At 61.3% G+C, this 26,512-nt stretch carries 23 protein-coding genes and 1 tRNA gene; 15 read left to right on the top strand and 9 right to left on the bottom strand.

Going from position 1 to position 26,512, the window contains the following annotated elements:
• Positions 1–99 precede the first annotated feature (99 nt).
• The 8 genes from gpmA to ADN01_RS13745 all read left to right on the top strand — a co-directional run bounded on the left by gpmA (position 100) and on the right by ADN01_RS13745 (position 9,350).
• Positions 100–867 (top strand): 2,3-diphosphoglycerate-dependent phosphoglycerate mutase, encoded by a 768-nt coding sequence (gpmA, locus tag ADN01_RS13780; RefSeq protein ID WP_062417426.1) that lies wholly within the window; start codon positions 100–102, stop codon positions 865–867.
• An 85-nt stretch (positions 868–952) separates the two neighbouring features.
• Positions 953–1,972, top strand: a complete 1,020-nt coding sequence (locus ADN01_RS13775; protein WP_062417427.1) for a lysylphosphatidylglycerol synthase transmembrane domain-containing protein — start codon at positions 953–955, stop codon at positions 1,970–1,972.
• A 62-nt stretch (positions 1,973–2,034) separates the two neighbouring features.
• A complete protein-coding gene (locus tag ADN01_RS13770; protein ID WP_062417428.1) occupies positions 2,035–3,336 on the top strand; it encodes an NAD(P)/FAD-dependent oxidoreductase in 1,302 nt (433 codons plus the stop codon).
• Positions 3,337–3,491: 155 nt separating this feature from the next.
• Positions 3,492–3,947 carry a CBS domain-containing protein gene (locus ADN01_RS13765; RefSeq protein WP_062417429.1) on the top strand — a complete coding sequence of 152 codons (456 nt, stop codon included), beginning with the start codon at positions 3,492–3,494 and terminating at the stop codon, positions 3,945–3,947.
• A gap of 25 nt (positions 3,948–3,972) precedes the next feature.
• On the top strand, positions 3,973–5,253 hold the full coding sequence (locus ADN01_RS13760) for an ArsB/NhaD family transporter (RefSeq protein WP_075071208.1): 1,281 nt from the start codon (positions 3,973–3,975) through the stop codon (positions 5,251–5,253).
• A gap of 29 nt (positions 5,254–5,282) precedes the next feature.
• A complete protein-coding gene (add, locus tag ADN01_RS13755; RefSeq protein WP_062417432.1) occupies positions 5,283–6,293 on the top strand; it encodes an adenosine deaminase in 1,011 nt (336 codons plus the stop codon).
• Entirely contained in the window at positions 6,286–8,196 is a 1,911-nt protein-coding gene (locus ADN01_RS19330; RefSeq protein ID WP_075071207.1) for a hypothetical protein, read from the top strand. The genes add and ADN01_RS19330 overlap by 8 nt, the downstream gene beginning before the upstream one ends.
• Positions 8,197–8,354: 158 nt before the next feature.
• On the top strand, positions 8,355–9,350 hold the full coding sequence (locus ADN01_RS13745) for an ABC transporter ATP-binding protein (protein ID WP_062417433.1): 996 nt from the start codon (positions 8,355–8,357) through the stop codon (positions 9,348–9,350).
• Positions 9,351–9,714: 364 nt separating this feature from the next.
• Here the strand turns inward: ADN01_RS13745 and ADN01_RS13740 are convergent, their stop codons facing one another.
• Complete coding sequence (locus ADN01_RS13740; protein WP_062417434.1) at positions 9,715–10,359, bottom strand: protein-methionine-sulfoxide reductase heme-binding subunit MsrQ; 645 nt, start codon at positions 10,357–10,359, stop codon at positions 9,715–9,717.
• Entirely contained in the window at positions 10,359–11,327 is a 969-nt protein-coding gene (msrP, locus tag ADN01_RS13735) for a protein-methionine-sulfoxide reductase catalytic subunit MsrP (protein WP_062417435.1), read from the bottom strand. The genes ADN01_RS13740 and msrP overlap by 1 nt, the downstream gene beginning before the upstream one ends.
• A 321-nt stretch (positions 11,328–11,648) precedes the next feature.
• On the opposite strand from msrP, the gene ADN01_RS13730 reads away from it, so the two are divergent.
• On the top strand, positions 11,649–12,005 hold the full coding sequence (locus ADN01_RS13730; RefSeq protein WP_062417436.1) for a DsrE family protein: 357 nt from the start codon (positions 11,649–11,651) through the stop codon (positions 12,003–12,005).
• A 66-nt stretch (positions 12,006–12,071) separates the two neighbouring features.
• Here ADN01_RS13730 and ADN01_RS13725 read toward each other — a convergent pair whose 3' ends face one another.
• From ADN01_RS13725 to ADN01_RS13715, 3 genes are all read right to left on the bottom strand, one after another.
• Complete coding sequence (locus tag ADN01_RS13725) at positions 12,072–13,154, bottom strand: pyridoxal-phosphate-dependent aminotransferase family protein (RefSeq protein WP_062417437.1); 1,083 nt, start codon at positions 13,152–13,154, stop codon at positions 12,072–12,074.
• Between the two features lie 26 nt (positions 13,155–13,180).
• Positions 13,181–14,449: a cysteine desulfurase-like protein gene (locus tag ADN01_RS13720; protein WP_062417438.1), complete on the bottom strand. Its 1,269-nt coding sequence runs from the start codon at positions 14,447–14,449 to the stop codon at positions 13,181–13,183.
• A gap of 118 nt (positions 14,450–14,567) precedes the next feature.
• On the bottom strand, positions 14,568–14,930 hold the full coding sequence (locus ADN01_RS13715) for a hypothetical protein (protein ID WP_062417439.1): 363 nt from the start codon (positions 14,928–14,930) through the stop codon (positions 14,568–14,570).
• Between the two features lie 199 nt (positions 14,931–15,129).
• On the opposite strand from ADN01_RS13715, the gene ADN01_RS13710 reads away from it, so the two are divergent.
• The 3 genes from ADN01_RS13710 to ADN01_RS13700 all read left to right on the top strand — a co-directional run bounded on the left by ADN01_RS13710 (position 15,130) and on the right by ADN01_RS13700 (position 16,728).
• Positions 15,130–15,552 (top strand): Hsp20/alpha crystallin family protein, encoded by a 423-nt coding sequence (locus ADN01_RS13710; RefSeq protein ID WP_062417440.1) that lies wholly within the window; start codon positions 15,130–15,132, stop codon positions 15,550–15,552.
• A gap of 128 nt (positions 15,553–15,680) precedes the next feature.
• Entirely contained in the window at positions 15,681–16,475 is a 795-nt protein-coding gene (locus ADN01_RS13705; protein WP_147238993.1) for a biotin--[acetyl-CoA-carboxylase] ligase, read from the top strand.
• A 16-nt stretch (positions 16,476–16,491) separates the two neighbouring features.
• Positions 16,492–16,728: a hypothetical protein gene (locus tag ADN01_RS13700; protein ID WP_062417442.1), complete on the top strand. Its 237-nt coding sequence runs from the start codon at positions 16,492–16,494 to the stop codon at positions 16,726–16,728.
• 104 nt (positions 16,729–16,832) lie between these two features.
• On the opposite strand, the gene ADN01_RS13695 is transcribed toward ADN01_RS13700, so the two are convergent.
• The 3 genes from ADN01_RS13695 to ADN01_RS13685 all read right to left on the bottom strand — a co-directional run bounded on the left by ADN01_RS13695 (position 16,833) and on the right by ADN01_RS13685 (position 22,002).
• Positions 16,833–19,331: a DNA gyrase/topoisomerase IV subunit A gene (locus ADN01_RS13695; protein WP_062417443.1), complete on the bottom strand. Its 2,499-nt coding sequence runs from the start codon at positions 19,329–19,331 to the stop codon at positions 16,833–16,835.
• Positions 19,331–21,490, bottom strand: a complete 2,160-nt coding sequence (locus ADN01_RS13690) for an ATP-binding protein (protein ID WP_062417444.1) — start codon at positions 21,488–21,490, stop codon at positions 19,331–19,333. The genes ADN01_RS13695 and ADN01_RS13690 overlap by 1 nt, the downstream gene beginning before the upstream one ends.
• 248 nt (positions 21,491–21,738) lie before the next feature.
• A complete protein-coding gene (locus ADN01_RS13685) occupies positions 21,739–22,002 on the bottom strand; it encodes a hypothetical protein (protein ID WP_062417445.1) in 264 nt (87 codons plus the stop codon).
• 81 nt (positions 22,003–22,083) lie between these two features.
• Here ADN01_RS13685 and ADN01_RS13680 point away from each other — a divergent pair, with 81 nt between their 5' ends.
• From ADN01_RS13680 to ADN01_RS13670, 3 genes are all read left to right on the top strand, one after another.
• A complete protein-coding gene (locus ADN01_RS13680; RefSeq protein ID WP_062417448.1) occupies positions 22,084–22,695 on the top strand; it encodes an inorganic pyrophosphatase in 612 nt (203 codons plus the stop codon).
• Positions 22,696–22,887: 192 nt separating this feature from the next.
• On the top strand, positions 22,888–23,319 hold the full coding sequence (locus tag ADN01_RS13675; RefSeq protein ID WP_062417446.1) for an arsenate reductase ArsC: 432 nt from the start codon (positions 22,888–22,890) through the stop codon (positions 23,317–23,319).
• Between the two features lie 39 nt (positions 23,320–23,358).
• Positions 23,359–23,432 (top strand) — tRNA-Arg (locus tag ADN01_RS13670).
• A gap of 481 nt (positions 23,433–23,913) precedes the next feature.
• Here the strand turns inward: ADN01_RS13670 and ADN01_RS13665 are convergent.
• Positions 23,914–26,313: a hypothetical protein gene (locus ADN01_RS13665; RefSeq protein ID WP_075071206.1), complete on the bottom strand. Its 2,400-nt coding sequence runs from the start codon at positions 26,311–26,313 to the stop codon at positions 23,914–23,916.
• Positions 26,314–26,512 lie beyond the last annotated feature (199 nt).

Genomic DNA, 26,512 nt, shown 5'->3' with positions numbered 1-26,512 from the left:
GTTGCCGGACTTTGACGGCTAGGATACAATAAGGCCGTAACGGAATGGAACCTTCCCCGTTTGGGGTTAGAAAATTACCCATGGTCAAGGAGAGTAAACATGGCCGACGAGAAAAAAGGCACGATTAAGCTGGTGCTGCTGCGCCACGGGCAAAGCGAATGGAATCTGTCCAACCGTTTCACCGGCTGGACGGATGTGGACCTGACCGAGCAGGGCATTCGGGAAGCCCGCCAGGCGGGGCAGCTGCTGAAGGCCGAAGGGCTGCTGTTTGACATCGCCTACACCTCCGTGCTCAAGCGCGCCATCCGCACCCTGTGGCTGGCGCTGGATGAGATGGATCAGATGTGGATCCCGGTGGTGCGCGACTGGCGCCTGAACGAACGCCATTACGGCGGGCTGCAGGGCCTGAACAAAGCTGAAACCGCCGAAAAATACGGCAATGAGCAGGTGCTGGTTTGGCGGCGCAGCTACGACGTGCCCCCACCGGTGCTGGACGCCAACGACCCCACCCACCCGCGCTTTGATCCGCGCTACCGCAAGGTAGACCCGGCCAAACTGCCCTCCACCGAATCGCTCAAGATCACCCTGGAACGGGTGATGCCCTTCTGGCACGAGTGCATTGTGCCGCACCTGAAGAAGCACGAAACCGTGCTGATCGCCGCTCACGGCAACAGCCTGCGCGCGCTGGTGAAATACCTGGACGGCATTTCGGATGATGAAATTGTGGAATTGAACATCCCCACCGGTATCCCCCTGCTGTACGAGCTGGATGAGGACCTGAAAGTGGTCTCCCGCGGGTATTTGGGCGACCCCGAAGCGGCCAAGGCCGCCGCGGAAGCGGTGAAGAACCAGGCCAAAGCCAAGTAAAACCTGTTGTTTCTGCGGACTGTGCAGACCGGAGGCGGAACGCCTCCGGTCTGTTTTTCAGGGGGTGCGTGTTATAATTCGGCCCATGAAACGATGGCAATTCTGGCTGGGGCTGCTCATCAGCGCCGTTTTTTTGTATCTGGTTCTTAACCGCCTGCATCCGGCGGAGATTTGGGCGGCGGTCAAATCCGCGCGCTACGGTTGGCTGCTGCCGGGGGTGGGGGTGTACTTTTTGGGGGTGTATGTGCGCGCCTGGCGCTGGCATTACATGCTGCGCCCGCTGAAGAAGATCCCCACGCGCACCATGTTCCCGGTGGTGGCCATTGGCTATATGGGCAACAACATTTACCCCGCGCGGGCGGGTGAGGTGCTGCGCGCCGCCATCCTCAAAGACCGCGAAGGGGTGCCCATTTCGGCCTCGCTGGCCACGGTGATCGTGGAACGCATTTTTGACGGCGTGGTCATGCTGGCCTTTGTCTTTTTGAATTTATCCGAACTGGGCCGCCTGACGGGCGAATCGGGCGTGATCGGCGGCCTGTCCATCCGCGCCATCACCCTGGGCGGCTCGCTGCTGTTCTTCGGCGCGTTGGTGGCCTTTCTGCTGGCGGCCATGTTCCCCAAAGTCACCGAACGCATGGTGAACTGGGCGGTAGACCGCTTTTTGCCTGTGAAATTGCGCGAGAAGACCCGCGCCGTGGCCCTGCGCTTTTTGACCGGCCTGGAATCGCTGCGCTCTCCCTGGGAGGCGCTGATGATCTTCTTCACCACGGTGCTGATCTGGCTGTTGGAGACGGGTAAATACTGGTTTGTGATGCACGCCTTTGATTTCGAGGTCAGCTTCTTCGCGCTGATGCTGATGAACGGCATTGTCAACCTGGCCACCACCATCCCCTCAGCGCCTGGCTATGTGGGCACCTTTGACGCGCCGGGCATCGCCCTCCTGAGCGCCTACGGCGTTCCGGGCGAGATGGCGGCGGGCTACACGCTGGTGCTGCACGGCGCCCTGTGGTTCCCCATCACCCTGCTGGGGGCCTACTACTACCTGCGTCAGCCGCTGCGCTGGGGCAAGGATGTGGTACGGTCGCCGCAGGAAGCGGCGGAGTAAGGCCGGCCCTCGGAGCGCGGCAGCATGGGGGGCAGCATGGGAGCACGAAAGGACACTACGAGATGAAAATTGCAATCCTTGGCGCTGGGTATGGGGGCATGGCGGCAGCGTTTGATCTGCTGCGCGCCGGGCAGGATGTGACCGTGTTTGAATCCGCCGAGGCGGCGGGCGGCCTGGCCGCGGGGTTTAAGGCCCCCGGTTGGGATTGGAGCGTGGAGCGCTTTTACCACCACTGGTTCCAAAGCGACGCGCACATGCTGAAGCTGATGGACGATCTGGGCTTGCGCCACAAGATGCTCTTCCCGCGCCCCAAAACGGTCATGTATCACCGCGGCAAGTTTTACCCCTTTGACTCCATCCCGGCAGCCCTGCTGTATCCGGGGCTGGGCTGGGGCGTGAACAAGATTCGCTTTGGCCTGGTGGGGCTGTATCTGCGCCTGACCAACAACTGGCAGCCGCTGGAGCAAACCACGGTGGAAGCCTGGATGCGCAAATGGGCGGGCGATTCGGTGTACCGCGAGATGTGGGAGCCGATGTTGGTGGGCAAATTTGGCGAACGCTACGCCCAGCAGGTGAACATGGCCTGGATGTGGGCGCGCCTGCACGCACGCACCACGCGGCTGGGCACTTATCAGGGCGGCTTTCAGGCCTTCTCAGATGATTTCGCCGCGCACTTGCGCGGGCTGGGCGGCAAGATCTTGTTCTCCACGCCGGTGACGGCCCTGCAGTCCGAAGCGGACGGAAGCTGGACGGTGCGCTCGGCCGCGGGGGATCAGCGCTTTGACCGCGTGCTTTCCACCACCTCACCGGGCTGGATGGCGCGCCTGGCGCCGCAGCTCCCCGAAGATTATCTAAAGGGACTGCTGGAATTGAAACATCTGGGCGCGGTGGTGATGGTTTTGGCGCTGCGCCGCCAGCTTTCGCCGCAGGGCTACTACTGGTACAACCTGCCCAAATCCGCCGGGTTCCCCTATCTGGCCCTGGTGGAGCACACCAATTTCGTCTCGCCGGAGCATTTTGGCGGCGATCATATCTTGTATATGGGTGACTACCTGGAGACGGATCACGCCTATTTCCAGATGAGCCAGGAAGAGCTGCTGGAGCGCTTTTTACCCTCGCTGGCACGCATCAACCCCGATTTTCAGCCGGATTGGGTGCGGCAGAGCTGGCTGTTCCGCACGCCCTATGCCCAGCCGGTTCCGCTGCTGAACCACTCGCGCCATATCCCCGCCGTGCGCACCCCATTGGCCGGGCTGTATTTTGCCAGCATGAGCCAGGTGTACCCCTGGGATCGCGGCACCAACTTTGCGGTGGAGATTGGCCGCCGCGCCGCGGAGATGATCTTGACCGACGGGCAGGCCTGAGCCGCCCGATCTTGCATCTTGACCGCCGCTGGAGAAACCTCTCCGGCGGCGTTTTGTTGGGGCAGAAACCCGCCTGAATCCCAAATCCTGAGGCGCTGAAACAGGTATAATCGGATTATTCACCCAGATACGGCTTTTCCCACAAGAGGATTCTGATGAAAATCCGTGATTGTATGAAACGCCAGGTGTACACCCTTCCTGATACGGCTTGTGTGCGCGACGCGGTGGATTTCGTGCTGCGCTATCACGTTGGCATGCTTCCCGTGGTGGATGCGGAGGGAAAGTTGGTGGGGGTGGTAAAGCTGCGCGATCTGTTGGAACTGGGCATGCCCGATTTCGTGAGTCTGGTGGAGGATTTCGCCTTTGTATCCCATTTTGGCGCAGGCGAATTGCAGCAGCCTGACCCGGCAGATTTGGCGCGTCCGGTGCGTGAGGTGATGCACGAACCCATTTTTGTGGAAGAAAATTCATCGCCCATGTACGCCGCGGCGCTGCTGCACCATCACGCCATCCGCGACCTGCCGGTGGTGAATGAACACGGCGTTTTAATCGGTCTGGCTTCGCATGTGGACATTGGGTGCGCGGTGATGCGCGCCTGGAAGCTGGGCTGAGGGGGGAGAAAGGGCTGGGGACACCATGACGGCTGTTTGGATTTCCTCATTGATCTTTGTGGTGTGCCTGGGCGTCATTTTTTCTGAAAAAGTGCACCGGACGATCATCGCGCTGGTGGGGGCGGTGGTGATGGTGGCGGCGGGCATGATCTTTGGCTTTTACACCGAAGAGCAGGCCGTGGCCACGATTGACTTTAACACCCTGGGGCTGCTGCTGGGCATGATGATGCTGGTGGCGCTGTTGGAGCCAACCGGATTTTTTCAGTTTCTGGCGGTGTGGGTGGGGCGGGTTTCGGGCGGGCGGCCGGTGCGGCTGCTGGTGCTGCTGGGGGCCGTGACCACCCTGGTGTCTATGTTTTTAGATAATGTGACCACTGTGGTGCTGATTGCGCCGGTGACGATCTTGATCTGTGAGATTTTGGGGTATAACCCGCAGCCCTTCCTGCTTTCGGAGGCGCTGCTTTCTAACACCGGCGGTGTGGCCACCCTGGTGGGCGACCCGCCCAACATCCTGATTGCCTCGGCGGCGGGCTTCACTTTTACCGATTTTTTGGTATATTCGCTGCCCATTGTGCTGGTCACCTGGGTGGTGACTTTGGGATTTTTACGCTGGCTGTTCCGGCGTGAACTGCACGCGCCCGGCCCCGAGGCGGCCGCGGCGGTTTTGGAGTTGGACCCCCAGGAGGCGATTAAGGACCGCAAGATGGTGCGGCGGATTTTAATCGCTTTGGGGCTGGCCCTGATTGGATTTATGCTGGAAGAGCAGCTGCACGTGCGCCCTTCTTTTGTGGCCCTGGCGGCGGCAGCTTTGGCCCTGGTTTGGACCCGGCCAGATGTGCGCGCGGTGCTGAACCGGGTGGAGTGGGATATTCTGCTGTTCTTTGCCTCGCTGTTCATTTTGGTGGGCGGCATGGAAGCCGCGGGGGTGTTGGCGATGCTCTCGCAGGCCATTTTGAGCTGGGGCCATCTCTCCCCGGCGGTGTTGGGGCTGGTGCTGCTGTGGGTTGTGGCGGGTCTTTCGGCGGTGGTGGATAATGTGCCCATCACCATCGCCCTGATTCCGGTGATTCAGGGGCTGGGGCAAAGCGGCCTGGATGTGGGGCCGCTGTGGTGGGCGTTGGCCTTTGGGGCGGGTTTTGGCGGGAACGGCACGATCATCGGCTCCACCGCCAATGTGATCGTTGCCTCGCTTTCCGAGCGCACCCGCCACCCCATCACGCCGGTGCTGTGGTCAAAACGAGGCTTGCCGGTGATGCTGGTGGCCTGTGCGGTCTCCAGCCTGTTATACGTATTGTTTTTCTTCTAAACCAACTTAGGAGGGCTGTCATGTCAGCGATGATTGACCCAACTTTTCCCCTGGTGGAACTGCACCGCCATCTGGACGGCGCGGTGCGCCTGGAGACGATTTTGGATCTGGGCCGCCAGCACAATTTACCCCTGCCCGCCTGGGAGGTGGAAACGCTGCGCCCGTATGTGCAGGTCACCGACCCACAGCCGGGGGTGATGGCCTTTTTGACCAAATTTGAATGGATGGTGGGGGTGTTGGTGGATTACGACGCCTGCCGCCGGATTGCTTACGAAAACGTGGAGGACGCCAAGCGCGAGGGGCTGGCGTACATCGAACTGCGCTTCAGCCCCGGCTTCATGGCCCTGGCCCACGGTCTGCAAGCCGAAGGGGTGACCGAGGCAATTGTGGATGGGGTGCAGGCCGGGCAGCGCGATTTTGGCGTGCGCGCCAATTTGATCGGCATCCTCAGCCGCACCTACGGCGTGGAGGCGGCCGAGCGCGAGTTGGAGGCGCTGCTGACGCAGCGCGAACACATCACCGCCCTCGACCTGGCCGGGGATGAGGCGCATTTTCCGGCGCCCTGGTTCCGCGAACATTTTCGCCGCGCGCGCAGCGCCGGATGGCGCATCACCGCACATGCGGGTGAATCGGACGGCCCGGACAGCATTTGGAACGCGCTGAGCGAGCTGGGCGCGGAGCGCATCGGCCACGGCGTGCGCGCGTTGGAAGACCCGGTTTTGATGGAGACCCTGGCGCGGCTGCGCGTGGGCATCGAATCTTCGCTGACCAGCAACGTGCAGACCTCGACCGTGCCGGATTACCCCAGCCATCCGCTGCGGCGTTTTTTGGAGGCGGGGCTGTGCGCCACCATCAACACGGATGACCCCGGCATCAGCGGCATTGACCTGCCGCACGAATACAATGTGGCCGCCCCCGCGGCGGGGTTGACGCCTGAGATGATCCGCCAGGCGCAGTACAACGCCCTGGAAGCCGCCTTCCTGACGGAGGAAGAAAAACAGGCGCTGAAAACTGCGGCAGCGCGGGGGGCGCATGCGTAAAGGGGGCGGACTGAGCCTGCTGTTGGGCCTGAGCGCGCTGGAGGGGTTGGCGGCCGTGGTGTGGCTGCTGCGCGAGCCTTCGGAGGGCGGCGGGCTGATTTTGGGCTATTCGGCTGTGCGCCTGGGGGCGGCGGCGGCGGTGCTGGCGGCGGTGGGGGGGCTGGCCGCGCTGGCCTGGCGGGCGGCGCGCAGTCCGCAACTGGCGGAGGAGCTGGAAGGCCGCCTGGGGCCGCGCGTTTGGGGCTGGGGGCTGGCGCTGCTGGCCGCGGCGGCGCTTTGGGCGGCTTTGGGCTGGGCGCTCAGCCGTCCGCTGTCTTTTGAGACAACCCAAATTCTGGCGCGCCCGGGGGATTGGGCGCCGCGCCTGTACCAACTGGGGGCATCGGCTTTTGGGCGCTTTCTGCCGCTGTGGGTGTGGGGCCTGGCGGTGATGGTGCAGACTCTGCTGTTTTTGGGGCTGCGTTTTCCGGCCCAAATCACCGCCCAGGCGCGGGCGGGCGGCCTGCTCCGCGGGCTGCTGGCAGCGGCGCTGCTGGGCAGTGTGGGCTTTCATTGGATCGTGCTGGTTTTTCGGTTGGAGACTTTTTTACGCGTGCCGGGCTGGAAGTGGTATTTCTATGAAAAGCCGCTGGACTCCCGCGCCTGGATCATCTTTGGGGTGCTTCTGCTGGGCAGCTTCGCCCTGGCGCTGTGGGCGGGCTCTCGCCCGCGCCTGGGTTGGGCGGGACTGCTGCTCTTGGCGGGCTGGGCCGCGGCGGCGCAGATCAGCTTTGGCTTCATCGAGGGGGGCGGGTTTGAATCCCTGCGGGTGAAATACGCCGACGGGGTTTTCAGCCGCTACGCCCAGGCAGCGGCGGCCCAACCGTCCCTGCCCCAGGCGCTGAGGGAATATGAGGCGCGCTATGGCGACGACTGGTATTTGGGCACCAAGCCCCCTGGGGTGCTGCTGACCTACATCGGACTGGAGCGCCTGGCCAACGCCGGCCAGCCGCAGGCCGACCGCGAGACGCGCTTCTTGCGCCTGACGCGCCTGAAGGCCTATGCCTTCCCGTTTTTAGCGGGCCTCAGCCTGGTGCTGTTGACCCTGTTGGCGCGGCGGTTGGGGGCGCTGAAGGGCGAGGCGTTGGCGGCGCTGCTGTTGTTTTCCTGCCCCAGCTTTTTGCTCATCCCCACCTTTTTAGACAACGCCCTGTACCCCTTGCTGTTTTTGGGGGGGCTGCTGCTGGCGGGGTGGGGGATGCGGCGGGCCTCGGTGGAAATCATGTTCCTGCTGGGGGCCTATATCTATGTGTGCCTGTACCTCAGCTTTTCGCTGCTGCCGCTGGCGGCGCTGGCGGGGGGCTGGGTGGTGTTGGACGGCTGGCTCAACCGCCGCACCCGCCCGCTGACGGTGACGCTGCGCATGCTCTTGTGGTTGGGGGCGGGGATGTTGGTGGCGGATATGGCCTTTCGTTGGCTGTTGGATTATGACATCTGGCAGCGCTACCAGACGGCCATGCTCAATCACCGCCGCGCCAAGGACTACGTGCCCGGGCTGGAGCAGACCCTGCGCTCGCTGCGGCTGAACAACACCGAGATGCTCACCTGGAGCGGTTACCCCCTGGTGATCCTGTTCCTGGCGAACACGGCGCGCACGGTGTGGACTTTTGTGCGCCGCCGGGCGGGCGCGGCGGATTCCCTGCTGGCGGCGGCCTGGGTGACCTATGCGGCCCTGAATGTGGGCGGGCAGACGGACGGTGAGGTGCAGCGTCTGTGGCTGTTCCTGGTGCCGCTGGTGTGCCTGTACGCCGCGCGTGAAATCTGCGCCCTGTGCAAGCATCCTTCGCGCGCGGCGGCCTGGCTGGTGGGGGTGCAGCTGCTGACCGCGCTGTGGATCTTCCACTGGCAGGATTTTTACGGGTGAAAGCGCACAAATTTCTGAATTCGTGCAAAAATTGCCCTGAAAATGTGGGTTGACAGGAAAAAATCATGTATAATTTTTCTGGTCGGGTCAGGCAAACGCTGCCCGGCTGTGCGCCCCTTTTCATTCCCACCTTATCCTAGAACCGCTGTGAGGATCGCATGACAGTAGCCGAGACCGCCGTTCAGAAGGGCGACCCATTCATCCAGGTATCCAATTTGAAGAAGTTTTATCCCGTCCGCGGGGGTGTGCTCCAGCGCGTGGTGGCATGGGTGCAGGCTGTGGATAACGTCAGCTTTAACATCCGCCAGGGCGAGACGCTGGGCATGGTGGGGGAATCCGGCTGCGGCAAAACCACGGTCGGCCGCACGATGCTGCGCCTGATTGAGCCGACCAGCGGCCAGGCTCTGTTTAACGGTGCGGATATCTTTAAGCTCAAAGATGCCGAACTGAAGGCCATGCGCCGCAATATTCAGATCGTTTTTCAAGACCCTTATTCTTCGCTGGACCCGCGCACGCAGATCGGCGAGCAGGTGCTGGAAGGGCTGAAGATCCACAACATCGGCACGCCGTCGGACCGCTGGGATCGGGTGATGGAAATTCTCAAGACGGTGGGGCTGGAATCCTACCACGCCCGCCGCTATCCGCATGAATTTTCGGGCGGCCAGCGACAGCGGGTGGGCATTGCCCGCGCGCTGATCTTGCGCCCGCAGTTCATTGTGTGCGATGAGCCGGTGTCGGCCCTGGATGTGTCCATTCAATCCCAGGTGCTGAATCTGCTCAAGGACTTGCAGAAGGAATTTAACCTGACGTATCTGTTCATCGCCCACAATCTGAGCGTGGTGGAACATATTTCCGACCGCGTGGCGGTGATGTATTTGGGCAAGATGGTGGAATTGACCGGACGGGATGAGCTGTTCCGCAATCCGCAGCACCCCTACACCCAGGCGCTCATGTCCGCCATCCCGGTGGCGGATCCGCGCTTCAAACGCAAGCGCATCATCCTGCGCGGGGATGTACCTAGCCCGGTGAACCCGCCCAAGGGCTGCCGTTTCCACCCGCGCTGCCCGATGGCGATGGATGTGTGTGCGCAGCAGGAGCCGGAGTTCAAAGAGGTCAGCCCGGATCATTGGGTGGCCTGCTGGCTGATGGAATAAGGTTGGAGGATGAAAGCCAAAGGCGCGTTCCGCAGGGAGCGCGCCTTTTTTGTTGGGGGCGGGGTGTTAACCGCGAAGGCGCCAAGGACGCGAAGGGGGGACGGTTTGTTTCATCGAACGCACCGGAGTGCCAGGTGTTCGTTGATTTGCTTTCTTGGCGTTCTTTGCTTCTTAGCGGTGAAAAGAACCTGTCTTTGAACCGCGAAGACGTCAAGGACGCAAAGTGATTTTTACCTTTCGGGGTAGAGATCGCCACGCCCTCGAAGTGCGAGGGCACGCCGCCAAAGAACGGCGGCTCGCGATGACACTTGGTCGGTAGCGGACGTACCGCTCCATCGAATACGAAGGACGGCCCTCACCCCCGCTAGGTGCGGATCACCCGGCGCGGAGGGGTGCGGCGCAGGGCCGTCAGGCGGCGGCGGATGGGCGGCAGGCGCAGACCCAGCAGCACCAGCAGCACCGCCAGCGCCAGGGCGGGCTTGAGGATGTCCCCACTCAGTGTGCTCAAATTGCCCTTCTCTGCCCAGGCCACATGCAGCACCACCAGCCCCGCGGCGGCGTATACCAGCCGGTGCAGGCGCTTCCAATGCTTTCCCAGGGCTTTCATCGTCAGCGTGAATGAGGTGGCCGCCAGGGCCAACAGAATGGCAAAGGCCCCCAAACCGGCGATCAGATAGCGCTTTTGGGCCAGCTCAGGCAAAATCAAATCCCAGGCGAAGGCGTAATCTAACACCACAAAGATGCTCAGGTGCACCAGGGCGTAAAGAAAGGCATACAGCCCCAGGGGCCGGCGCAGGCGTGAGAAGTCCGCATAGCCTGTGATCGTATACAAAGGGGTGCAGGCCAGCGAAATGAGCAGCAGCACCAGGGCAGCCGTGCCGCTGCGCTGGGTGGCGGCCTGAATGGGGTTGGCCGTCAGGTTGTCGCGCAGGGCGTCAAAGATCAGCAGCAGCAAAGGCAGCAGCGCGCCCACATGGGCGGCCGCGCGCAGGTACGGCCAGGCTTTCATCAGTAATTGGCCCTCAGATCCATGCCCGCATACAGACCGGCCACCTCTTTCTCATAGCCGTTAAACATCAGCGTTGGCCGCCGCCCGCCTTCGCCGATGCGCCGTTCGCTGGCTTGCGACCAGCGCGGGTGGGGCACATCCGGGTTGACGTTGGAATAAAAGCCGTATTCGCGCGGGGCGGTGGTGTTCCACAGGGTAGCGGGGCGCTCGGCCACCAGTTCAATTTTGACGATGGACTTGATGCTCTTGAAGCCGTATTTCCAGGGCACCACCAGGCGCAGGGGTGCGCCGTTTTGGGGCAGCAGGGTTTGGCCGTACAGGCCGGTGGAAAGGATGGTGAGGTCGTGCATGGCCTCATCCAGGCGCAGCCCCTCTTGATAGGGCCAGGGAAAGCCCTTGTAGCTCTGGAAGGGCATTTCCTCGGGGCGGTAGAGGGTTTCAAAGCGCACGTATTTGGCTTCGGCGGTGGGTTCAACCGCCTTCAGCAGCTGGCTGAGGGTGAAGCCCTGCCAGGGGATGACCATGGACCAGCCTTCCACGCAGCGCATACGGTAAATACGCTCCTCCTGGGTGTAGCCGCTGAGCAAATCTTCGATGGCGAAGGTGCGCGGCTGGTTTACCAATCCGTACACCTCCACCGTCCAGGGGCTGGTTTGCAGCTTCCCAGCGAACTTGGCCGGGTCGCCTTTGTCCATGCCAAATTCATAGAAATTGTTGAAGGTGGTCACGTCTTCGTAACTGGTCAGCTTCTCCTCAGAGCCCCCGGCGGGGGAGGGGGAGGTCGAAGGTGCTGCCGAGGGATTGGGCAGGGGTTCGCCTTCGGGCGGGCGCACACCGCAAGCCGCCAGGGCCGCGGTTGTCGCGGCAGCGGCCGCCAGCTGGATGAATTGGCGGCGGGTGTAATAGTGCTTTTCGGGGGTGATCTCTGAAGAGGGGATTTTTTCAGAGGGCTGATAGGTTTTGGGCATGGCACACATCCTCACAGATAAGATTACCGGTAGTTTATTCCTACCCTGACGATACCCAAATTTGCGGTGCTTGTCAACCGGCAGCCCCGCGATCTTATACACGCGCATCCAAAAATGCAGTATACTTATTTTATGAATATCCACCGCCCCGCCACTTGATCCGCGTTCGCCGGAGCAGTTTGCCCCTCACCGCAAGGCACGCTCGACGGAGACGATCCGCCTGGGACGGAATGCATGTGAATTGCGCGCGCCGCCGGTGAGACCGGCGGCGTTTTTTTATGGCAGCAGGGCGGCATCATCCAGCGTTTGGGAGGGACTGACATGAATTTGCAGGAAAAAGCGCAATCCACCGTGGTGCTCATCCGCGCCGAAGGCATGGGGCAGGGAGAGCGAGAATTGCAGTTGAAATTGATAGGCACCTATTTAAAGCTGCTGCTGGAAAACGCCTGGCTGCCCAACGCCATCTGCCTGTACACCGACGGGGTCAAGCTGGCGGTGAGCGGTTCGCCGGTGCTGGAACAGCTCAAAGCCCTGGAAGAGCGCGGCGTGCGGTTGATCCTGTGCTCCACCTGCCTGAACTATTACGGGCTGGCCGATCAGGTGCAGGTGGGCATTGTGGGCGGCATGAACGACATCCTGGAAGCGCAGATGCGCGCCGAGCGGGTGATCACCCTGTAAGATCATCCAAAAACCGGCGGAGGATTCAATCCTCCGCCGGTGGTTATGTATGCAGCCGGTATGCGGTCAGCGCACGGCTTTGAGCACGGCCAGAGCCTGCTCCAGCAGGTCGGGGTCAGCCTGCGAACCCATGTGCCCCAGACGGAAAACTTTTCCGGCCAGGGGGCCGTAGCTGCCGCCGACCACCAAACCGCGTTCGCGCAGTTTGCGGTCAAAGTCGGTCCATTCGATCCCTTCAGGAACCTGCACCGCGGTGACGGTGGGGGAGGGGACGGCTTCGGGGGCGGGGAAGAGGCTGTAGCCCATTTCCACCAGCCGCTGGCGGGTCATTTCAGCCAGGCGCTGATGGCGGGCAAAGCTGGCCGGCAGACCCTCTTCCAGGAGCATCTGCGCACCTTCGTGCAGCGCCGCCAGACCCTGCCAGTAGGGGGTGTAGGGGAAATAGCCTGTCTGCGGGGCGGTTTCGAAGGGCAGCAGCGCGTCGTAACCGGCGTAGTTCACCTGCTTGGCAATCTCCCAGGCGGCCGGGCTGACGGTGAAGAAGGACATGGCGGGGGGAACCGAGAGGGCTTTCTGCGAGCCGCCCAACATCAGGTCCACATGCCAGGCGTCGGTTTCCACGGGTGCGCCGCCCAGGCTGGCCACTGCGTCCACATACAGCAGGGGCACTTCGTAGCGCTCTTTGAGCTTGCCCAATGGGGCGATGGGGTTGAGTGTGCCGGAGGGCGTTTCACAGTGCACGGCGGTGATCATCTTGGGGCGGAAGTCGGCGATGGCGCTTTCGATTTCATCCCAATTGTGCAGGGTCTGATTGTAAGGCAAGCCGACGGTTTTCACCTGGATGCCCAGCGAGCGGGCCATATCGCCGATGCCGTAGCCAAATACCCCCGTCCCCAGGCACAGCAGCCGTTCACCGGGCTTCATGAAGTTCTTCAGGGCTGCCCACAGGGCCAACATGCCTTCGCCGGTCATGATGACCACCGAGTGCTGGGTTCCCATGATCTGCTTGAGGTCGGCTTCGGTCTGGTTGTACAGGCTGAGATACTCCGGTTCCAAATCCGCCGCGCCGTAATCGGTGAGGTAGGCCTGCAGCACGCGCTGCGGCACTTTGACCGGCCCAGGGACCATGGGGATCGGATAGGTTTTCATACGAATTTCCTTTCTTGGCAGTCAGTTTACTGCGGGCGCTGGGCGGCCAGTTCGGCTAACACCTCGCCAAAGCGCCCGATTTCATCCAGGGTATTGTAATGCGCTGCCCCCACCCGCACCAGGCCGCCGCGGTCTTCCAGACCCAAATGGGTGGTGACGGCCAGGGCGTAGAAATTGCCGTTCCACAGGTTGATGGAACGCTGCGCGAAGGCAGCGGCCACGGCTTCGGGGCTCCAGCCGTCCACGGTGAAGGAGAAGGTCGGCACGCGCTGTTCCAGGCGCTGGGGGTCGGCGGGGCCGTAGAGATGCACGCCGGGGGTGTGGGTGAGGATATCCAGCAGGGCGGCGCTCAGCTCATATTCATAAGCGCGGCTGGCGCTCATGGCCTGTTTGAGGGCCAGGGCGCGGCCTTTGAAGCGGCTGGCGTACAGCTCGGCGTGTTCTTCGCCGTAGGCGTTGCCCAACCATTCCAGGTATTCCAAGGTGCCCAGCAGCCCAGCCATGTGCTCAAAATTGCCCGTGCCGGTCTCAAATTTGCCGGGGGCATGCGCCGGGGCAGGACGCACGCGGTAGGCGGGCAGGCTTTCTAACAGGTCGTAACGGCCGTAGAGCACGCCCATGTGAGGGCCGAAGAATTTGTAGGGGGAACACACCAAGAAATCCACCCCCAGATCCTGCACGTCAATGGGGCCGTGGGGGGCATACTGCACCGCGTCCACATAGATGAGCGCTCCGGCGGCGTGAGCCAGGGCGGTGATCTCGCGGATGGGGTTGATGGTTCCCAGGGCGTTGGAGGAATACCCCACTGCCACCAGGGCGGGCTTTTCGTTCAGGGCGGCGGCCATGTCGTCCATATCCAGCAGGCCGGTATCTTTGTGGAAGTTCACCCAGCGCACCTTAAGGCCGCGGTCTTCAGCCATCAGCAGCCAGGGGCTGATGTTGGCGTCGTGATCCAGGCGGGTGACCACCAGGGTGTCGCCGGGTTTCAACACGCGCCCCAGGGAGCGGCTGATGTTGAAGGTGAGCGAGGTCATGTTGGGCCCAAATACGATCTCTTCGGGGCGTGAGGCGTTCAGGAACTCCGCCGCGGCCTGGCGCGAAGCATCCACCACAGCATCCGATTCCTGGCTGGTGCGAAAAACACCGCCGTGGTTGGCGTTGTGATTCTCCAAATAGCCGCGGATGCGCTCCAGGCTGGCTTTGGCAATCTGCGTGCCGCCGGGATTGTCCAGGAAGATGTAGGGCCGGCTGAGGGCCGGAAACTGAGCACGGATGGGATTCAGATCGAGGGCCATGGCTTCACCTTTTTTGGGGGTCTAGGGGGTCGGGTCGGCTGATTTGAAAAAATACGCCGCAGAGCTCCAGATTAAGGTGTTCACTGCGGCGTTCTATCCGGTGGGGGGAAACCCTGAATTAGCTCAGGTCGTCCTCTTCGTCATCATCCATATCAATATCAATTTCAAACTCGGTTTCTTGCGGGCGGCGGCGAACCCACAGCAGCAGCACCTGGCCTTCGTCGCTGTCTACAGCGCGGGCGGCCACGATGGGCACGCGTTCCTCCAGGCCGATGTCGTTGCGGAAGTGCAGGTAAATGGGTTCCTGTTGGTTCCAACTGCGGTAGCAGCGCTGCACCAACGCCGGGCCGTTAAAGGTGCGCAGGCGGGTGAGAGCCAGGTCATATAGGGAGGGGCCTTCGTTTAAACCCAGCGCCCAACCGTCCTGAATATCGTCAAAGGTGGGGGTGGGGCCTTCGATAATTGTGATCTTATTGTCCATTCATTCCTCGTTTATCCGTACGCGCGAATCATACCACAGTTTTTGCTGCCCATCTTTTGCTTTCCTGCGGGCTCTTATAAAACGCCAATCTTTTGTTAGCAATTTTCCAATACGCGGGGGATATCATCAGGATCGTAAAGAACTTAACCAACAAATCGCCTGCGGGCGATGGCAACCAGTAAAAATTTGGAGGTGAATCATGACTCTGTATGTTACGAACCCTTGGACTCGCCGCATGGCGCAGCGCCGCATGGCCCAGCGTATGTGGGAAGCGGAAGCCGAAAACGAACGCCCGGAAGTGATTTTCCCCGTGCGTGTGCAAGCCGAAGAAGACGCCTATGTGCTCACCGCGCTGCTGCCGGGTGTGGGGCCGGAGGATTTGAGCGTGCAAATCGTCAACGAGGCCGTCACCCTGCAAGGTGAACTGAAGCTGGCCCGTGAAGAGAACGCCAACTATCTGCTCTCCGAGATCCCCAGCGGCCGCTTTTACCGCACGCTGAGCCTGCCCGAACCGCTGGATGCCGCCAAGGCCGAGGCGAATTTGGAAAATGGGGTGCTGACTCTGCGCATCCCCAAGGCGGAACAGGCCCGCCCCAAGGTGATTAAGGTCAACGCCCGCTAACAATCGTATTCAGGAGCGCAGTCTCCATTCTTAAGCTTTGCCATCGGCCAGAAGGGTCATTCACCCCCTTCTGGCCCTTGTTTTTTCCGGCAGACGGAGGCCGCGCTTTTTTCGGGTACAATCATAGCGTGGACGAACCCCTGCTGCCCCTGATCGGCTTTCCCCCTGATATGCCCGCTGCGGCGGTGCGCGCCTATGCCGCGGTGGGTTCCACCAACACGCTGGCCCTGGATTGGGCGGCGGAGGGCGCCCCCGATGGGGCTTTGGTGGCGGCGGATTTTCAAAGCGCGGGGCGCGGGCGGCTGAACCGCCGCTGGGTGACCCAGTCCGGCGCGGCGCTGGCCTTCAGCCTGATTTTGCGCCCCACCCCGGCCGAGACGGCGTATCTGGGGCAGTTCACGGCCCTGGCGGCGCTGGGGCTGGCCGAAGCGCTGGAGGCGCTGGGGCTGCACCCGCAGATCAAATGGCCCAACGATGTGCTCCTGGACGGCCGCAAAACCGCTGGAATCCTGGTGGAGGCGGCCTGGGACGGCGACCGGCTGGGGGCGTTGGTGGTGGGGGTTGGCGTGAATGTTGCACCCTCTGCCGTGCCGCCCGCCGAGGCGGTGATGTTCCCGGCCACCTGTGTGGAGACGGCCTTGGGCCGGCCAGTGGAGCGTTGGCAACTGCTGCGGGGGGCGCTGGGCGGCATGGCGGCCTGGCGCGCGCGCCTGGGCAGCCCAGCGTTTCTGGAAGCCTGGCAGGTGCGGCTGGCTTTTCGCGGCCAGCGCGTGCGCGTAGACCCGCCCCATCAACCGCCGGTGGAAGGTGTGCTTTTGGGTGTGGAAGCTGAAGGCAGTTTACGCTTGCGGACTGAGGCCGGGCAAGTTTATAATGTAATCGCTGGCGACGTGCATTTGCGCCCGCTGGACGAAGGATCCTGATGCTGGGAGGCCAACCATGCTAGATGATTTGCGAAATTCTGCCGCTTCTTCATATGAGGAAGGAGTCCCTGAGGAGCTTCCGCCGGAAGAAGGCCCGCGCCGGCGCCGCGCGTCTGCCCAAGGGGGCGGTACCTTTTTGGGGATGACGGCTCCGCAGCGCTTTTTGCTGGTGCTGATGCTGCTGATCCTGTGCTGTGTGCTCAGTTCTTTTGCCCTGCTGCTGACGGGCAGGGTGGTGCTGCCTTTTATCTAGACCGCGTTGCGGCAGGCCCCCTTGGGGAAGGGCGTGCTGAGGCGTTCAACTGTTAATCCCAAACGCCCCCTTTCGGGGGCGTTTTTTGATGGGGAAAGGGGGCGCTAGGAGGCGCTGAGGAATTCGGCTGCTTCGCCGGGGAAGAGCTCACCGCCCGCGTATTTGGCACCCAGATCTGAGCCTTTGGTCACGCGCGTGGCCTGGGGCACATCCTTGGCACTGATGCGCAGACGCTTGCCCTTTTCCGAAAGGATATCCAAATCGACATCGGCCTTACCCACCGCCAGGGCGGTCAACATGCCGGTGGTGGGGTTGGTCTTCCACACCTGAACGCCCTGGCCGCCGCGCCCCTGCACGGGGAATTCTTCCAGGCTGACGCGTTTGAGGTGGCCGCGTTCGCTGAGCAGATAGACAAACTGCTTGAACTGGTTGGGTTCGATGAGCACCGCGCCCACCAGGGGATCATCCAACACTTTGATGGCGGCCACACCGCGGGCGGTGGGGGTGGCCTGGGGGTTCACGGAGCCGGTTTCAAAGCGCAGCGCGCGCGGGGGAGTCTTGTCGCTGCCGCCGGTGAGCACCACGATGTGAGCCGAGTCGCTGGCGATTCCGGCGAAGAGGACTTCGTCATCCTTGGCCAGCCCGATGATGGCGGTCCAACTGCCCTCGGTGCGCCCGTTGGGCAGGTCTTCCACGGCCACGCGCTTGATGCTGCCCGAAAGGGTCAGCAGAACCAGCTTGTGCCCGGCGCGGGCCGCGCCCATGCCCACAATGCGTTCGCCGCGCTCCAGGCCAATCTCGCTGAAGGAGGCTTGCAGGGGCAATCGGCCGGTGTTGGCCTGCCACAGGCGGCCAAAGCTGGAGATCATCACCAGACGTTCATCCGGCGCAACCTCGACCTTCAGCAGGGCGGCTTCCACCGCGCGGGAGGAAGGTTTGTTTTTGGTGACGGATTCGCGGTAGCCTTTGGCGTTGGCGCGCTGCACACCGTTGGCGGTCACCATTACCCGCTGGGTTTCGGTGGGCGTCACCAGATCGGAGACGGTGACGCGCGCCTGGTGACCTTCTTCGGCTTCCACGATCACGGTGCGGCGCGGGGTGGCAAAGCGCGCCTGCACATCGCTGGTTTCCTGCCCCACCACTTCCAGGCGGCGCTCTTCGGAACCCAGGATGGCCTTTAATTCCTTGACGCGCGCCTTGAGTTCTTTGTGTTCATCTTCCAGCTTCTTGCGTTCCAGCGAGGCCAACCGCCGCAGGGGCATATCCAAAATGGCCTGGGCCTGAATCTCGCTGAGGGCCAGCTTTTTCATCAGGTTGGCCTTGGCCGATTCGGTGGTTTGCGAACGGCGGATGATATCAATAACTTCGTCAATCATCGAAAGGGCCTTGAGCAGGCCGGTGAGGATGTGCAGGCGGGCTTCGGCCCGATCCAGCTCATATTGTGAGCGGCGGGTGATGACCTCCAGACGATGCTTGATGAACTCCACCAGCATATCGCGCAGGGTCAGGTTGTGGGGGCTGGCTTTGCCTTCGGGGTCCATCACCAGGGCCAGGGCGTTGTAGGACAGGCTGCTGCGCATCTGGGTGTGGGTGAGCAGCTTTTCCAGCACGTCGTGGGGGTCGGCGCCGCGGGCCACTTCAAAGACCACGCGCATGCCGTTGTAATCCGATTCGTCGCGCACATCGGTGATGCCGCCAAATTTATCGCGGCTGGCGGCGATGCGCTCCAGAATGGTGGATTTCTGCACCTGATAGGGCAGCTCGGTGATGAGGATTTCGGATTTCCCGCCGCCGATATCCTGGATATCGGCCTTGGCCTGGCACACCAGGGTGGCGTTGCCGGTTTCGTAGGCGCGGGCGATCATATCCACTTTTTTCTCGTCGCCGTTGACGCGGTAGCGGTAGAGCAGGCCGCCGGTGGGCAGGTCGGGGCCGGGGATGAGCTTCATCAGCTCTTCCACGCTGATTTTGTCGCGTTTTTTCCAGTTTTTGGCCACGTGCAGGACGGCGTCGCACACCTCGCCTAAATTGTGGGGCAGGATGTTGGTGGACATGCCCACGGCGATGCCGGAGGCGCCGTTGACCAGCAGGTTGGGGAAGCGCGCGGGCAGCACGATGGGCTCTTTCAGCGAGCCGTCAAAGTTGGCGCGCCAGTTGACCGTGTCTTTTTCCAGGTCTTCGAGCATGGATTCACCCAGTGCCGCCAGGCGGGCCTCGGTGTAGCGCATGGCAGCGGCGCTGTCGCCGTCAATCGAGCCGTAGTTGCCCTGGCCGTCAATCAGCGGCTGGCGCATGGAGAAATCCTGGGCCATGCGCACCATCGCATCGTAGACCGATTGGTCGCCGTGGGGGTGGTATTTGCCCAGCACTTCACCCACCACACGCGCCGATTTCTTGTGGGGGGTGGAGCTTTTCAGGTTCATGTCGCCCATGGCATACAGGATGCGGCGCTGCACGGGCTTGAGGCCGTCGCGCACATCCGGCAGGGCGCGGTCTAAGATGGTCAGCACGGCATAGCGCCGGTAAGCCTCTTCGATAAAATGATCCAGCGGCTGTTCCTGGATCGTGGTTTCGCCGTTGATTTCAGTTGCAGGGGTTGCCATTAGTCTTCCTCGCTCCAATCCACGTTCATCAGCCAGTCTTTGCGCGGGCCGACTTCGCTGCCCATCAAACGCTCAATCAGTGAGCGGGTGCGGTGCACGTCTTCAATCACCATGCGCAGATCGCGCTGCGAAAAATCGGCGGCGGTGAGCTGCCGCTCGGCGGCCTGGGCCGCGCGGCTGCGGCGGCCTTTTTCGGCGCTGCTGCCCGGCATGAAAAATACCGTCTCACGCAGCTGTTCGGGGTTCATTTCGCCCAGGCCTTTATAGCGCTGAATGGTGTAGTTTTGGCTCTTCCATTCCTGTTCGCAGTCAGCCCGTTCGGTTTCGGTATAGGCGTAGCGTTCTTCTTTGGTCTTGCTGTTGCGCAGCAGGTACAGCGGGGGGCGTGCCACGAAGAAGCGCCCCTGCTCGATCACCGGGCGCATGGTGCGCCAGAAGAGGGTGGCCAGCAGGGTGGCGATGTGGCTGCCGTCCACGTCTGCGTCCACCAGCACGCTGATGCGCCCGTAGCGCATGCTGGAAATGTCGCAGTCGGCGCCCACCCCCGAACCCACCGCGGCGATGATGGCGGCGATTTCGCGGTTCTTGAGGATTTCGTTGATGTTCATCTTCTCAACGTTGGGGATCTTGCCGCGCAGGGGCAGGATGGCATGGTAGCGCGAATCGCGCCCCTGTTTGCAAGAGCCTCCGGCGCTGTCGCCTTCCACCAGGTAGAGGGCGGTGTGTTCCAGGGGCACCACGGGGTTGCCGCCGCGCCGCTGGATATCGGCCAGCTTGCCCAGCACGTATTCCCCGGCGTCCATGGCCGATTTTTTGATCACCAGCCGGCGGGCCTGGGTGGCGGCTTCGCGCCCGCGGGCAGCGGCTACGGCCTGATTGACGATGACCTTGCCGATGGGGATGTTCTTCTCCAGATAGTCGCTCATGTAGTTATACGTGCCCGAAAGCACCGGACCGTGCACTTCGGGGCTGGTGAGGCTTTCTTTGGTCTGTGAGAGGAACTGCGGCGTGCCGGTCATGGTCACTTTGACGATGGCGGTCAGGCCCAGCAGGGCGTCATCCCCGCGCACATCCTCTTCACCCTTGAAGAGTTTTTTGGAGACGGCGAACTGTTTGACGGCTTTGGTGAGGCCGGCTTTAAAAGCGGTGACGTGCGTGCCGCCCAGGGGGGTGGGGATGGCGTTGACGAAGGAATAAATCTGGGTCTCTTCACCGGCGTACTGGATGGCCACCTCAATTTCCACGGTTTGTTTGCCGCTTTCGGTGTCAATTTCGCTCTTGTCGCGGAAGAGGATGGGCTTGTGCAGCGGGTCGAGGCCTTCGTTCAGATAGGCGATGTAATCTACCAGGCCGTTTTTGGAGAAGTACACGCGCGGTTCGCTGCGCACGTCGCGCTGGTCGTGGAATTCGATGCGCACGCCGGGATAGAGGTGAGCGATCTGGCGGAAGCGCGTATCCAGGCGCTCTGCGTCCCAGGGGACGCTCTGCTCCGGATTGGGCCAATCCATTTCGCGGGCAAACCAGGCGCGGTTAGGGCGGAAGGTCAGGCTGAAACCGCTGCGCTGGCCGGTGATGGTCTGCACCGGCACTTTTTTGCCCTTGACTTCCAGGGCGGTGGCCATCTCTTTGCGGTCCAGGCGCAGGGCGGTTTCGGCGTTAATTTCGCCGACTTTGCCGGAGGCATCGAAAATTTCCACTTCGGTTTTCGGAAGGCCGCCTTCGGAGAACACCTGACGAAAGGCCAGCCCGTGGCGGCGCGATTCCACCTGGAGCAGGGAGGAAAAGGCGTTGGTGCATTTCAGGCCGATGCCGTGCAGGCCGCCGGAACTGCTGTAAGCCGATTCGTCCCCGCCAAATTTGCCGCCCGCATGGGGCTTGAGCAGCACCTGGGTCATGGCGCTCATGCCCGATTCGGCTTTGAAATCAATGGGGATGCCGCGGCCGTTATCTTCCACGGTGACGGTTCCGTCGCGGAAAATGGTGACGCGGATCAGGTCAGCATAGCCCGCCATGCATTCATCCACGGCGTTATCCACCACTTCCAGCAGGATGTGGTGCAGACCGTGAGTGTTGTTGTTGCCAATGTACATGCCTGGGCGCCGCCGGACGGCTTCCAGGAATTCGAGTTCGATAATTTGATCGGCGCTGTATTTCACCATGCGCGGCTCCCAGGTTCATAAAAATCCCACCGGCAGAACACTCAGGCCAGGCTGCGACCCGCGGGGACCGGTGGGGCGAGAATTTAGAACTTATGTTTTATTTATTTTACCTCATCAGCCGATGGATTTCAAGAGCCTTTTCTTTGACCCCGGACTGAAGCTCCATTATACCAAAAGCCCGCGGGCTTTTTCAGACGCGGTTGGGGAGAAGGATGCAGAGCAGGTTTTTGCCCCCTGGGTGCGGTGGTTTACTTTTTCGGGTCCTGCGGCTCGATTTTTTCAGAGAGGACGTAGGCCAAAATCAAAATGGCCACCATGGTGAGGGTGCTGACGGTGCGGAAGGCGCCGCCCAGGTAACCGACGGCGATGCCGATGAGCAGCAGGCTGGCCAGGATGCGCGCGCGCACGGCGGTGAGGCGCCGGTTGGCGCTGATGTTAAAATCGCCGCGCCAGATGATGGCGATGGCCATGGCGGCCAGGACCAGGTCTAATAAAATGCTGATGTCGCTCAATGAACCCTCCGTTTGCAAAAAATGGTGAAACCTGCTCTTATTTTACCGGGTTCATAGTAAAATGGAACAGGAGGAATGATCATGTCTTTTCCTAACCCCTTCTTTCGTTGGCGTCCGCACCCGTGGCACGGTCTGCAGGTTGGCCCCCAGCCGCCCCATATTGTCCACGCTTATATCGAAATTACCCCCTTTGATCTGGTGAAATATGAGGTGGAAAAAACCACCGGCTATCTGCGCGTGGATCGTCCGCAGCGCAGCTCTTCGCAGCCGCCCACGCTGTACGGCTTTATCCCGCGCACTTTCTGCGGCGACCGCGTCAGCCAGTTGACCATGGCGGCGGGACGCGGCGACGGCGACCCGTTGGACATCTGCGTGATCAGCGAGCGGCCCATCACCAAATCAGAAGTGATCCTGAATGTGCGCGTGGTGGGCGGTATGCTGATGGTGGATAACGGCGAGGCGGATGATAAGATCATCGCCGTGCTGGCCAATGATTTGTTCTGGGAGAGTGCCCAGGATATTGACGACCTGCCCAAAGTGCTGGTGGAGCGTCTGCGCCACTATTTCAGCACGTATAAACTGGTGCCGGGCAAGGAAGCCCAAACCTTTATTGAAGAGGTATACGACGCCAAGCGCGCCATGCAGGTGGTGGAAGCCGCCATGCAGGATTACGAAGACGCTTACGGTTCGTAGGGGGGCTGGAAAGCAAAAATTAAATCTAAAACCGCCCGTATGGGCGGTTTTTGGTTGGCACTGGGGTGGGATGTGCTTTGTTAACCCAACGATAACTTATTTGCTGCGAGCTGTTAACAGCGGCGGGGTATATTAACAAGGTACGGGCTGCCGGTTTGGCGGCACTTTTAGGTCTACGGGAGCGAGAGGGATATGACGAAAATTCGGGTGCTGTTTTTGTGTACGGGCAATTCGGCCCGCAGTCAAATGGCTGAGGCCTGGCTGCGCCATTACGCGGGCGACCGGTTTGAGGTGCATTCGGCGGGCCTGGAACCCAAGGGGCTGCACCCGTTGACGGTGCAGGTGATGGAGGAGGCCGGTTTGGACATGAGCGGCCATACGTCCAAAACGCTGCAAACCTATTTGGGCCAGATGCATTTTGGATACCTGATCACGGTGTGCAGCCGCGCTGAGGAACAATGCCCGATCTTCCCGGGTGTGGGCACGCGCCTGCATTGGCCGTTTGACGATCCCGCTGTGGATGTGGGGGATGCGCAGGCCCAATTGCAGCGTTTTCGGCGGGTGCGGGATGAGATTGAGGCGCGCGTGCTGGCCTGGTTGGGAGAGCTGAGCGCCGCGGCTTAAGCCGCGGATCGAGGGGAAATTATGCTATAATGCGCTTAGGCCCCAGTAGCTCAAAAGGACAGAGCAAGGCACTCCTAACGCCTAGGTTGGGGGTTCAATTCCCTCCTGGGGCACAAATTCCCTCTCGGATAAAAGAACCTTAGGTTGGGGGCCCTCGTAGTAAGAGGACGTGCCCCTACCGGATGGCGTGTATATTGCTTGACCCCTTCGCGTCCTTGGCGTCTCCGCGGTTCAAATACATGTTTTCTTTACCGCCAAGAAACAAAGGACGCCAAGAAAGCGGATCAAGGAACCCCACCCATCTTCGCGTCCCTGGCGCCTTGGCGGTTCAAACCCTATGTCCGGGCTATTTCGGCATAGAGATTGCTTCGCCGCTGCGCGTCTCGCAATGACATCATATAGACATGTCACCGCGAGCCCTCGGTTTTTGAGGGCGAAGCAGTCTACACCCCGAAAGACAAAAACTACTTTGCGCCCTTTGCGCCTTCGCGGTTCTAAGACATGTTTTTTTACCGCCAAGAAAACAATTATACGAACCCCTGGCATTCCGGTGCGTTCGATGAAACCGAACGCATCCTGCCGGGCGGGGGCGGGCTACACCCGCAGCACCAATTCCCGAACCGCGGCCTCGCGCAGGGCGGTGAGCGCAAAGGTCTTTTTCTCCACGAAATCCGCCTCTTCAGAATCGATCATAGTGAGGGAATGCGTGGTAAAGACCGCATCTTCGATTTGCGCGAGTTCTTTCACCTGCGACATAGGCAGCGCAGCCCCATTTTCCTGAAGCAAACGCACCAACCCATCTGTCATGGCCTTCAGGCGGGTCTCAAAATCGGCCTGGGCGCGTTTTTGTTCCTCAGGTTTGTAAAAATGCTTCTCCCGCGTTTCCTGACGAATTTCTGAGATCAGATAAGCCGCTGGCAAGGGGCTGCGCATGCGGACCAACAGCAGGGCGGTGTCCAGCCCGGGCGATTCCTGAAAGACCGTTTCCAGTTGGGTGCGAACCCCTTCAAGCGCCTGAGGGTCGGCGGCTCTTTGGGCCAGGGCATTCGCGGTGGCAGCGTTGGGCAAAAGGGTGACCACCGCTGCCAGGATTTTCACTGCCTGCGGGGCGGGCAGTTTTTCCGTCATCACCGCCAGCAGGTTGGCCGCCTGTGGGGTGGGCTGATCCTTAAACCGTGTCAACATCTGCGCCGTCAGCGCCTCATCCGCGCACGCCGCCAGAACATTTCTAGCCAGCGCCTGAATTTTCGGACGGTCTGAATGCAGCCGCGCGTACAGCAGGGCGGCTGTTTCGGGGGACTTCAGTGCTTCGATACAGTCCTGGTTGACCCCAGCGCTGTTCCTGGCGATTAAGGTCAGCACCAGGCTGGGCGTGAGGGGCAGAAACTCCGGCAGGTTCAGCGCCTGGCGCAGCTCCGCCGGCTGAACGGCGCCCAGAGCCGCATAGACGGGCTGGAAGGCCTGGTCCACCTCCGCCACTTCCGCGACTTCATTGGCGAGCCTTTGGATGCCTTTGTGTTCGTGGCGTTGGTAAGGTTGAAACAGCCCCGGTTCTTTCTGGGCAATTTGCGCCAGGGTATGATAAAACGCCAGGGTGATCACTGAACCCTCGCGCAAGGTGCGAGAACTGAAAAATTCAAAAATGCACTGGAGCGAACGGGCATTTTGCCCCTCGGCCGCCGCACAGATCAGCTCAGCATCCTGCAGATCGGTTTTTTGGTTTGAGAATATGGGTTTAAACGTCTCCTGCAGGTTCACGTCCTCCCGCTGCATCAAGGCTCTGAAGGCGGCCAGTTCCACCCGGCGAGCGTGGGGGTTGCTGTCTCCATACACCGACGCAGCTTCGGCGTTCGCGCGGCGCAGGGCCTGGGTGAGTACCTCAACCGTGCGGGGGTCGCCGCTGTCTTTCAGTACTTGAATCATTTGCAGGTGCTCGGCCTGGGGGGTGGAGAAATTCTTCAGGCCCTGCACGGCGGTTTCGATGGGGTCGGGGGCTGGCTTAGGCGGGGCAAGGGCTTCCACCGGCCGGGGCTGGGGTGCGGCCTGAGGGGCGAGTGCGGCGGGGGGCGCGGCTGGAATTGCCGGTTTCATGCGCAGCCAGCGAACGGCCAGCACCGCCAGAATTATGCCCACAGCCAATCCCAAGAGGTTCGAAAAGCGGAGGCTGCCCAGGTTCGAGGCGGAATCGCGCAGGGTTTCATACAGGATGCCTGCGTTGATGATCAGAAACATGGCCGCGCTGAACCCCAAAAGCGCCGTTCCCCAGGGGCGGGCGCGCTGCAAGGGGGTCTTGGCGACGGCGGGGGCCTGACACCGGCTGGCGATGAACTGGCTGTAGGTGGGCGACGTGGTTCGAATCAGGCAGCGGTTTTCATCCAAAACGACTTCCACCTGGGCGTCTTTTTCCATGCTGTGTTTGGCGCAGAACGGAACCGGAATCCAGTAGCGGTCTGCCCCCCAGGCTGTGGAAATGCGGTCAACGACATCCTGGCTGACGCCGGTCATGGAAAAAGGCGGCGCCCCTTTGACGACACTGCATTGGGCAACGGCGTATCGGGCGGCAGGCGCCTGGCACGCGCAGCACTTGTCCAGAGGCAGGATGGGAAAATAAAAAATCGAACGGATCTGCCCCTGGCGGCTCGATCCCCGATCCCAATAAAAGGAATACAGGAACTTTTGCCCGGCGACCTGGTTGTAGGACAAAACGTGCTCATAGGTGATGGTGCGAGAATTCCCCAGGGACGGGAAGAAAAAGACCCCGGGCGGGGTGAGGTACACCAGACCGGAGATTTTCCCTTTGGTTTCGAAGGGCACCGTTCGCAGCAAGGCGTCCGCCACCGCCAGCTTGGCCGGATGGCCCTGGGTGGGGTGGGCCGCATCTTCCACAAACTTCAGGTGGATGCCGCAGTTTTCGCAGTCGTGCAGCTTTTTGGATTGAATCGCGCCGCACTTAGGGCAACGGATTTTTTCGGATACGCCTGTCGTGGCTGACATAAGTTGATCCTTCAACTTAAAATGAACAGAAAGAGTGATGGGAAAATCCAACGCTGGCGGCGTGCTTTTTCACTGCATCCGCAGCGGAGGGGCTTTTATTTTTGTACAATCTACGGTATAAAATGGAAACGTTCTGATTTTAACACAACGCCTTCATCCCCATAGTGAATTTCGGCGCGGGTTTTCGCCCGATCTTCCT

Origin of the sequence: Levilinea saccharolytica, from assembly GCF_001306035.1 — a bacterium.
Lineage (GTDB): Bacteria > Chloroflexota > Anaerolineae > Anaerolineales > Anaerolineaceae > Levilinea > Levilinea saccharolytica.
Note: the sequence above shows the minus strand (reverse complement) of the source record. Positions and strands in the feature narration are given on the sequence as shown.

What these genes read in the sequence shown, in the direction of transcription:
- gpmA (WP_062417426.1), top strand. Translation starts at nt 100, where the DNA reads ATGGCCGACGAGAAAAAAGGCACGATTAAGCTGGTGCTGCTGCGCCAC.
- ADN01_RS13690 (WP_062417444.1), bottom strand. Translation starts at nt 21,490, where the DNA reads ATGGTGAAATACAGCGCCGATCAAATTATCGAACTCGAATTCCTGGAA.
- ADN01_RS13695 (WP_062417443.1), bottom strand. Translation starts at nt 19,331, where the DNA reads ATGGCAACCCCTGCAACTGAAATCAACGGCGAAACCACGATCCAGGAA.
- ADN01_RS13730 (WP_062417436.1), top strand. Translation starts at nt 11,649, where the DNA reads ATGAATTTGCAGGAAAAAGCGCAATCCACCGTGGTGCTCATCCGCGCC.
- ADN01_RS13720 (WP_062417438.1), bottom strand. Translation starts at nt 14,449, where the DNA reads ATGGCCCTCGATCTGAATCCCATCCGTGCTCAGTTTCCGGCCCTCAGC.
- ADN01_RS13765 (WP_062417429.1), top strand. Translation starts at nt 3,492, where the DNA reads ATGAAAATCCGTGATTGTATGAAACGCCAGGTGTACACCCTTCCTGAT.
- ADN01_RS19330 (WP_075071207.1), top strand. Translation starts at nt 6,286, where the DNA reads ATGCGTAAAGGGGGCGGACTGAGCCTGCTGTTGGGCCTGAGCGCGCTG.
- ADN01_RS13770 (WP_062417428.1), top strand. Translation starts at nt 2,035, where the DNA reads ATGAAAATTGCAATCCTTGGCGCTGGGTATGGGGGCATGGCGGCAGCG.
- ADN01_RS13745 (WP_062417433.1), top strand. Translation starts at nt 8,355, where the DNA reads ATGACAGTAGCCGAGACCGCCGTTCAGAAGGGCGACCCATTCATCCAG.
- ADN01_RS13760 (WP_075071208.1), top strand. Translation starts at nt 3,973, where the DNA reads ATGACGGCTGTTTGGATTTCCTCATTGATCTTTGTGGTGTGCCTGGGC.
- ADN01_RS13775 (WP_062417427.1), top strand. Translation starts at nt 953, where the DNA reads ATGAAACGATGGCAATTCTGGCTGGGGCTGCTCATCAGCGCCGTTTTT.
- ADN01_RS13700 (WP_062417442.1), top strand. Translation starts at nt 16,492, where the DNA reads ATGCTAGATGATTTGCGAAATTCTGCCGCTTCTTCATATGAGGAAGGA.
- ADN01_RS13740 (WP_062417434.1), bottom strand. Translation starts at nt 10,359, where the DNA reads ATGAAAGCCTGGCCGTACCTGCGCGCGGCCGCCCATGTGGGCGCGCTG.
- ADN01_RS13665 (WP_075071206.1), bottom strand. Translation starts at nt 26,313, where the DNA reads ATGTCAGCCACGACAGGCGTATCCGAAAAAATCCGTTGCCCTAAGTGC.
- ADN01_RS13725 (WP_062417437.1), bottom strand. Translation starts at nt 13,154, where the DNA reads ATGAAAACCTATCCGATCCCCATGGTCCCTGGGCCGGTCAAAGTGCCG.
- msrP (WP_062417435.1), bottom strand. Translation starts at nt 11,327, where the DNA reads ATGCCCAAAACCTATCAGCCCTCTGAAAAAATCCCCTCTTCAGAGATC.
- ADN01_RS13715 (WP_062417439.1), bottom strand. Translation starts at nt 14,930, where the DNA reads ATGGACAATAAGATCACAATTATCGAAGGCCCCACCCCCACCTTTGAC.
- add (WP_062417432.1), top strand. Translation starts at nt 5,283, where the DNA reads ATGATTGACCCAACTTTTCCCCTGGTGGAACTGCACCGCCATCTGGAC.
- ADN01_RS13710 (WP_062417440.1), top strand. Translation starts at nt 15,130, where the DNA reads ATGACTCTGTATGTTACGAACCCTTGGACTCGCCGCATGGCGCAGCGC.
- ADN01_RS13680 (WP_062417448.1), top strand. Translation starts at nt 22,084, where the DNA reads ATGTCTTTTCCTAACCCCTTCTTTCGTTGGCGTCCGCACCCGTGGCAC.
- ADN01_RS13675 (WP_062417446.1), top strand. Translation starts at nt 22,888, where the DNA reads ATGACGAAAATTCGGGTGCTGTTTTTGTGTACGGGCAATTCGGCCCGC.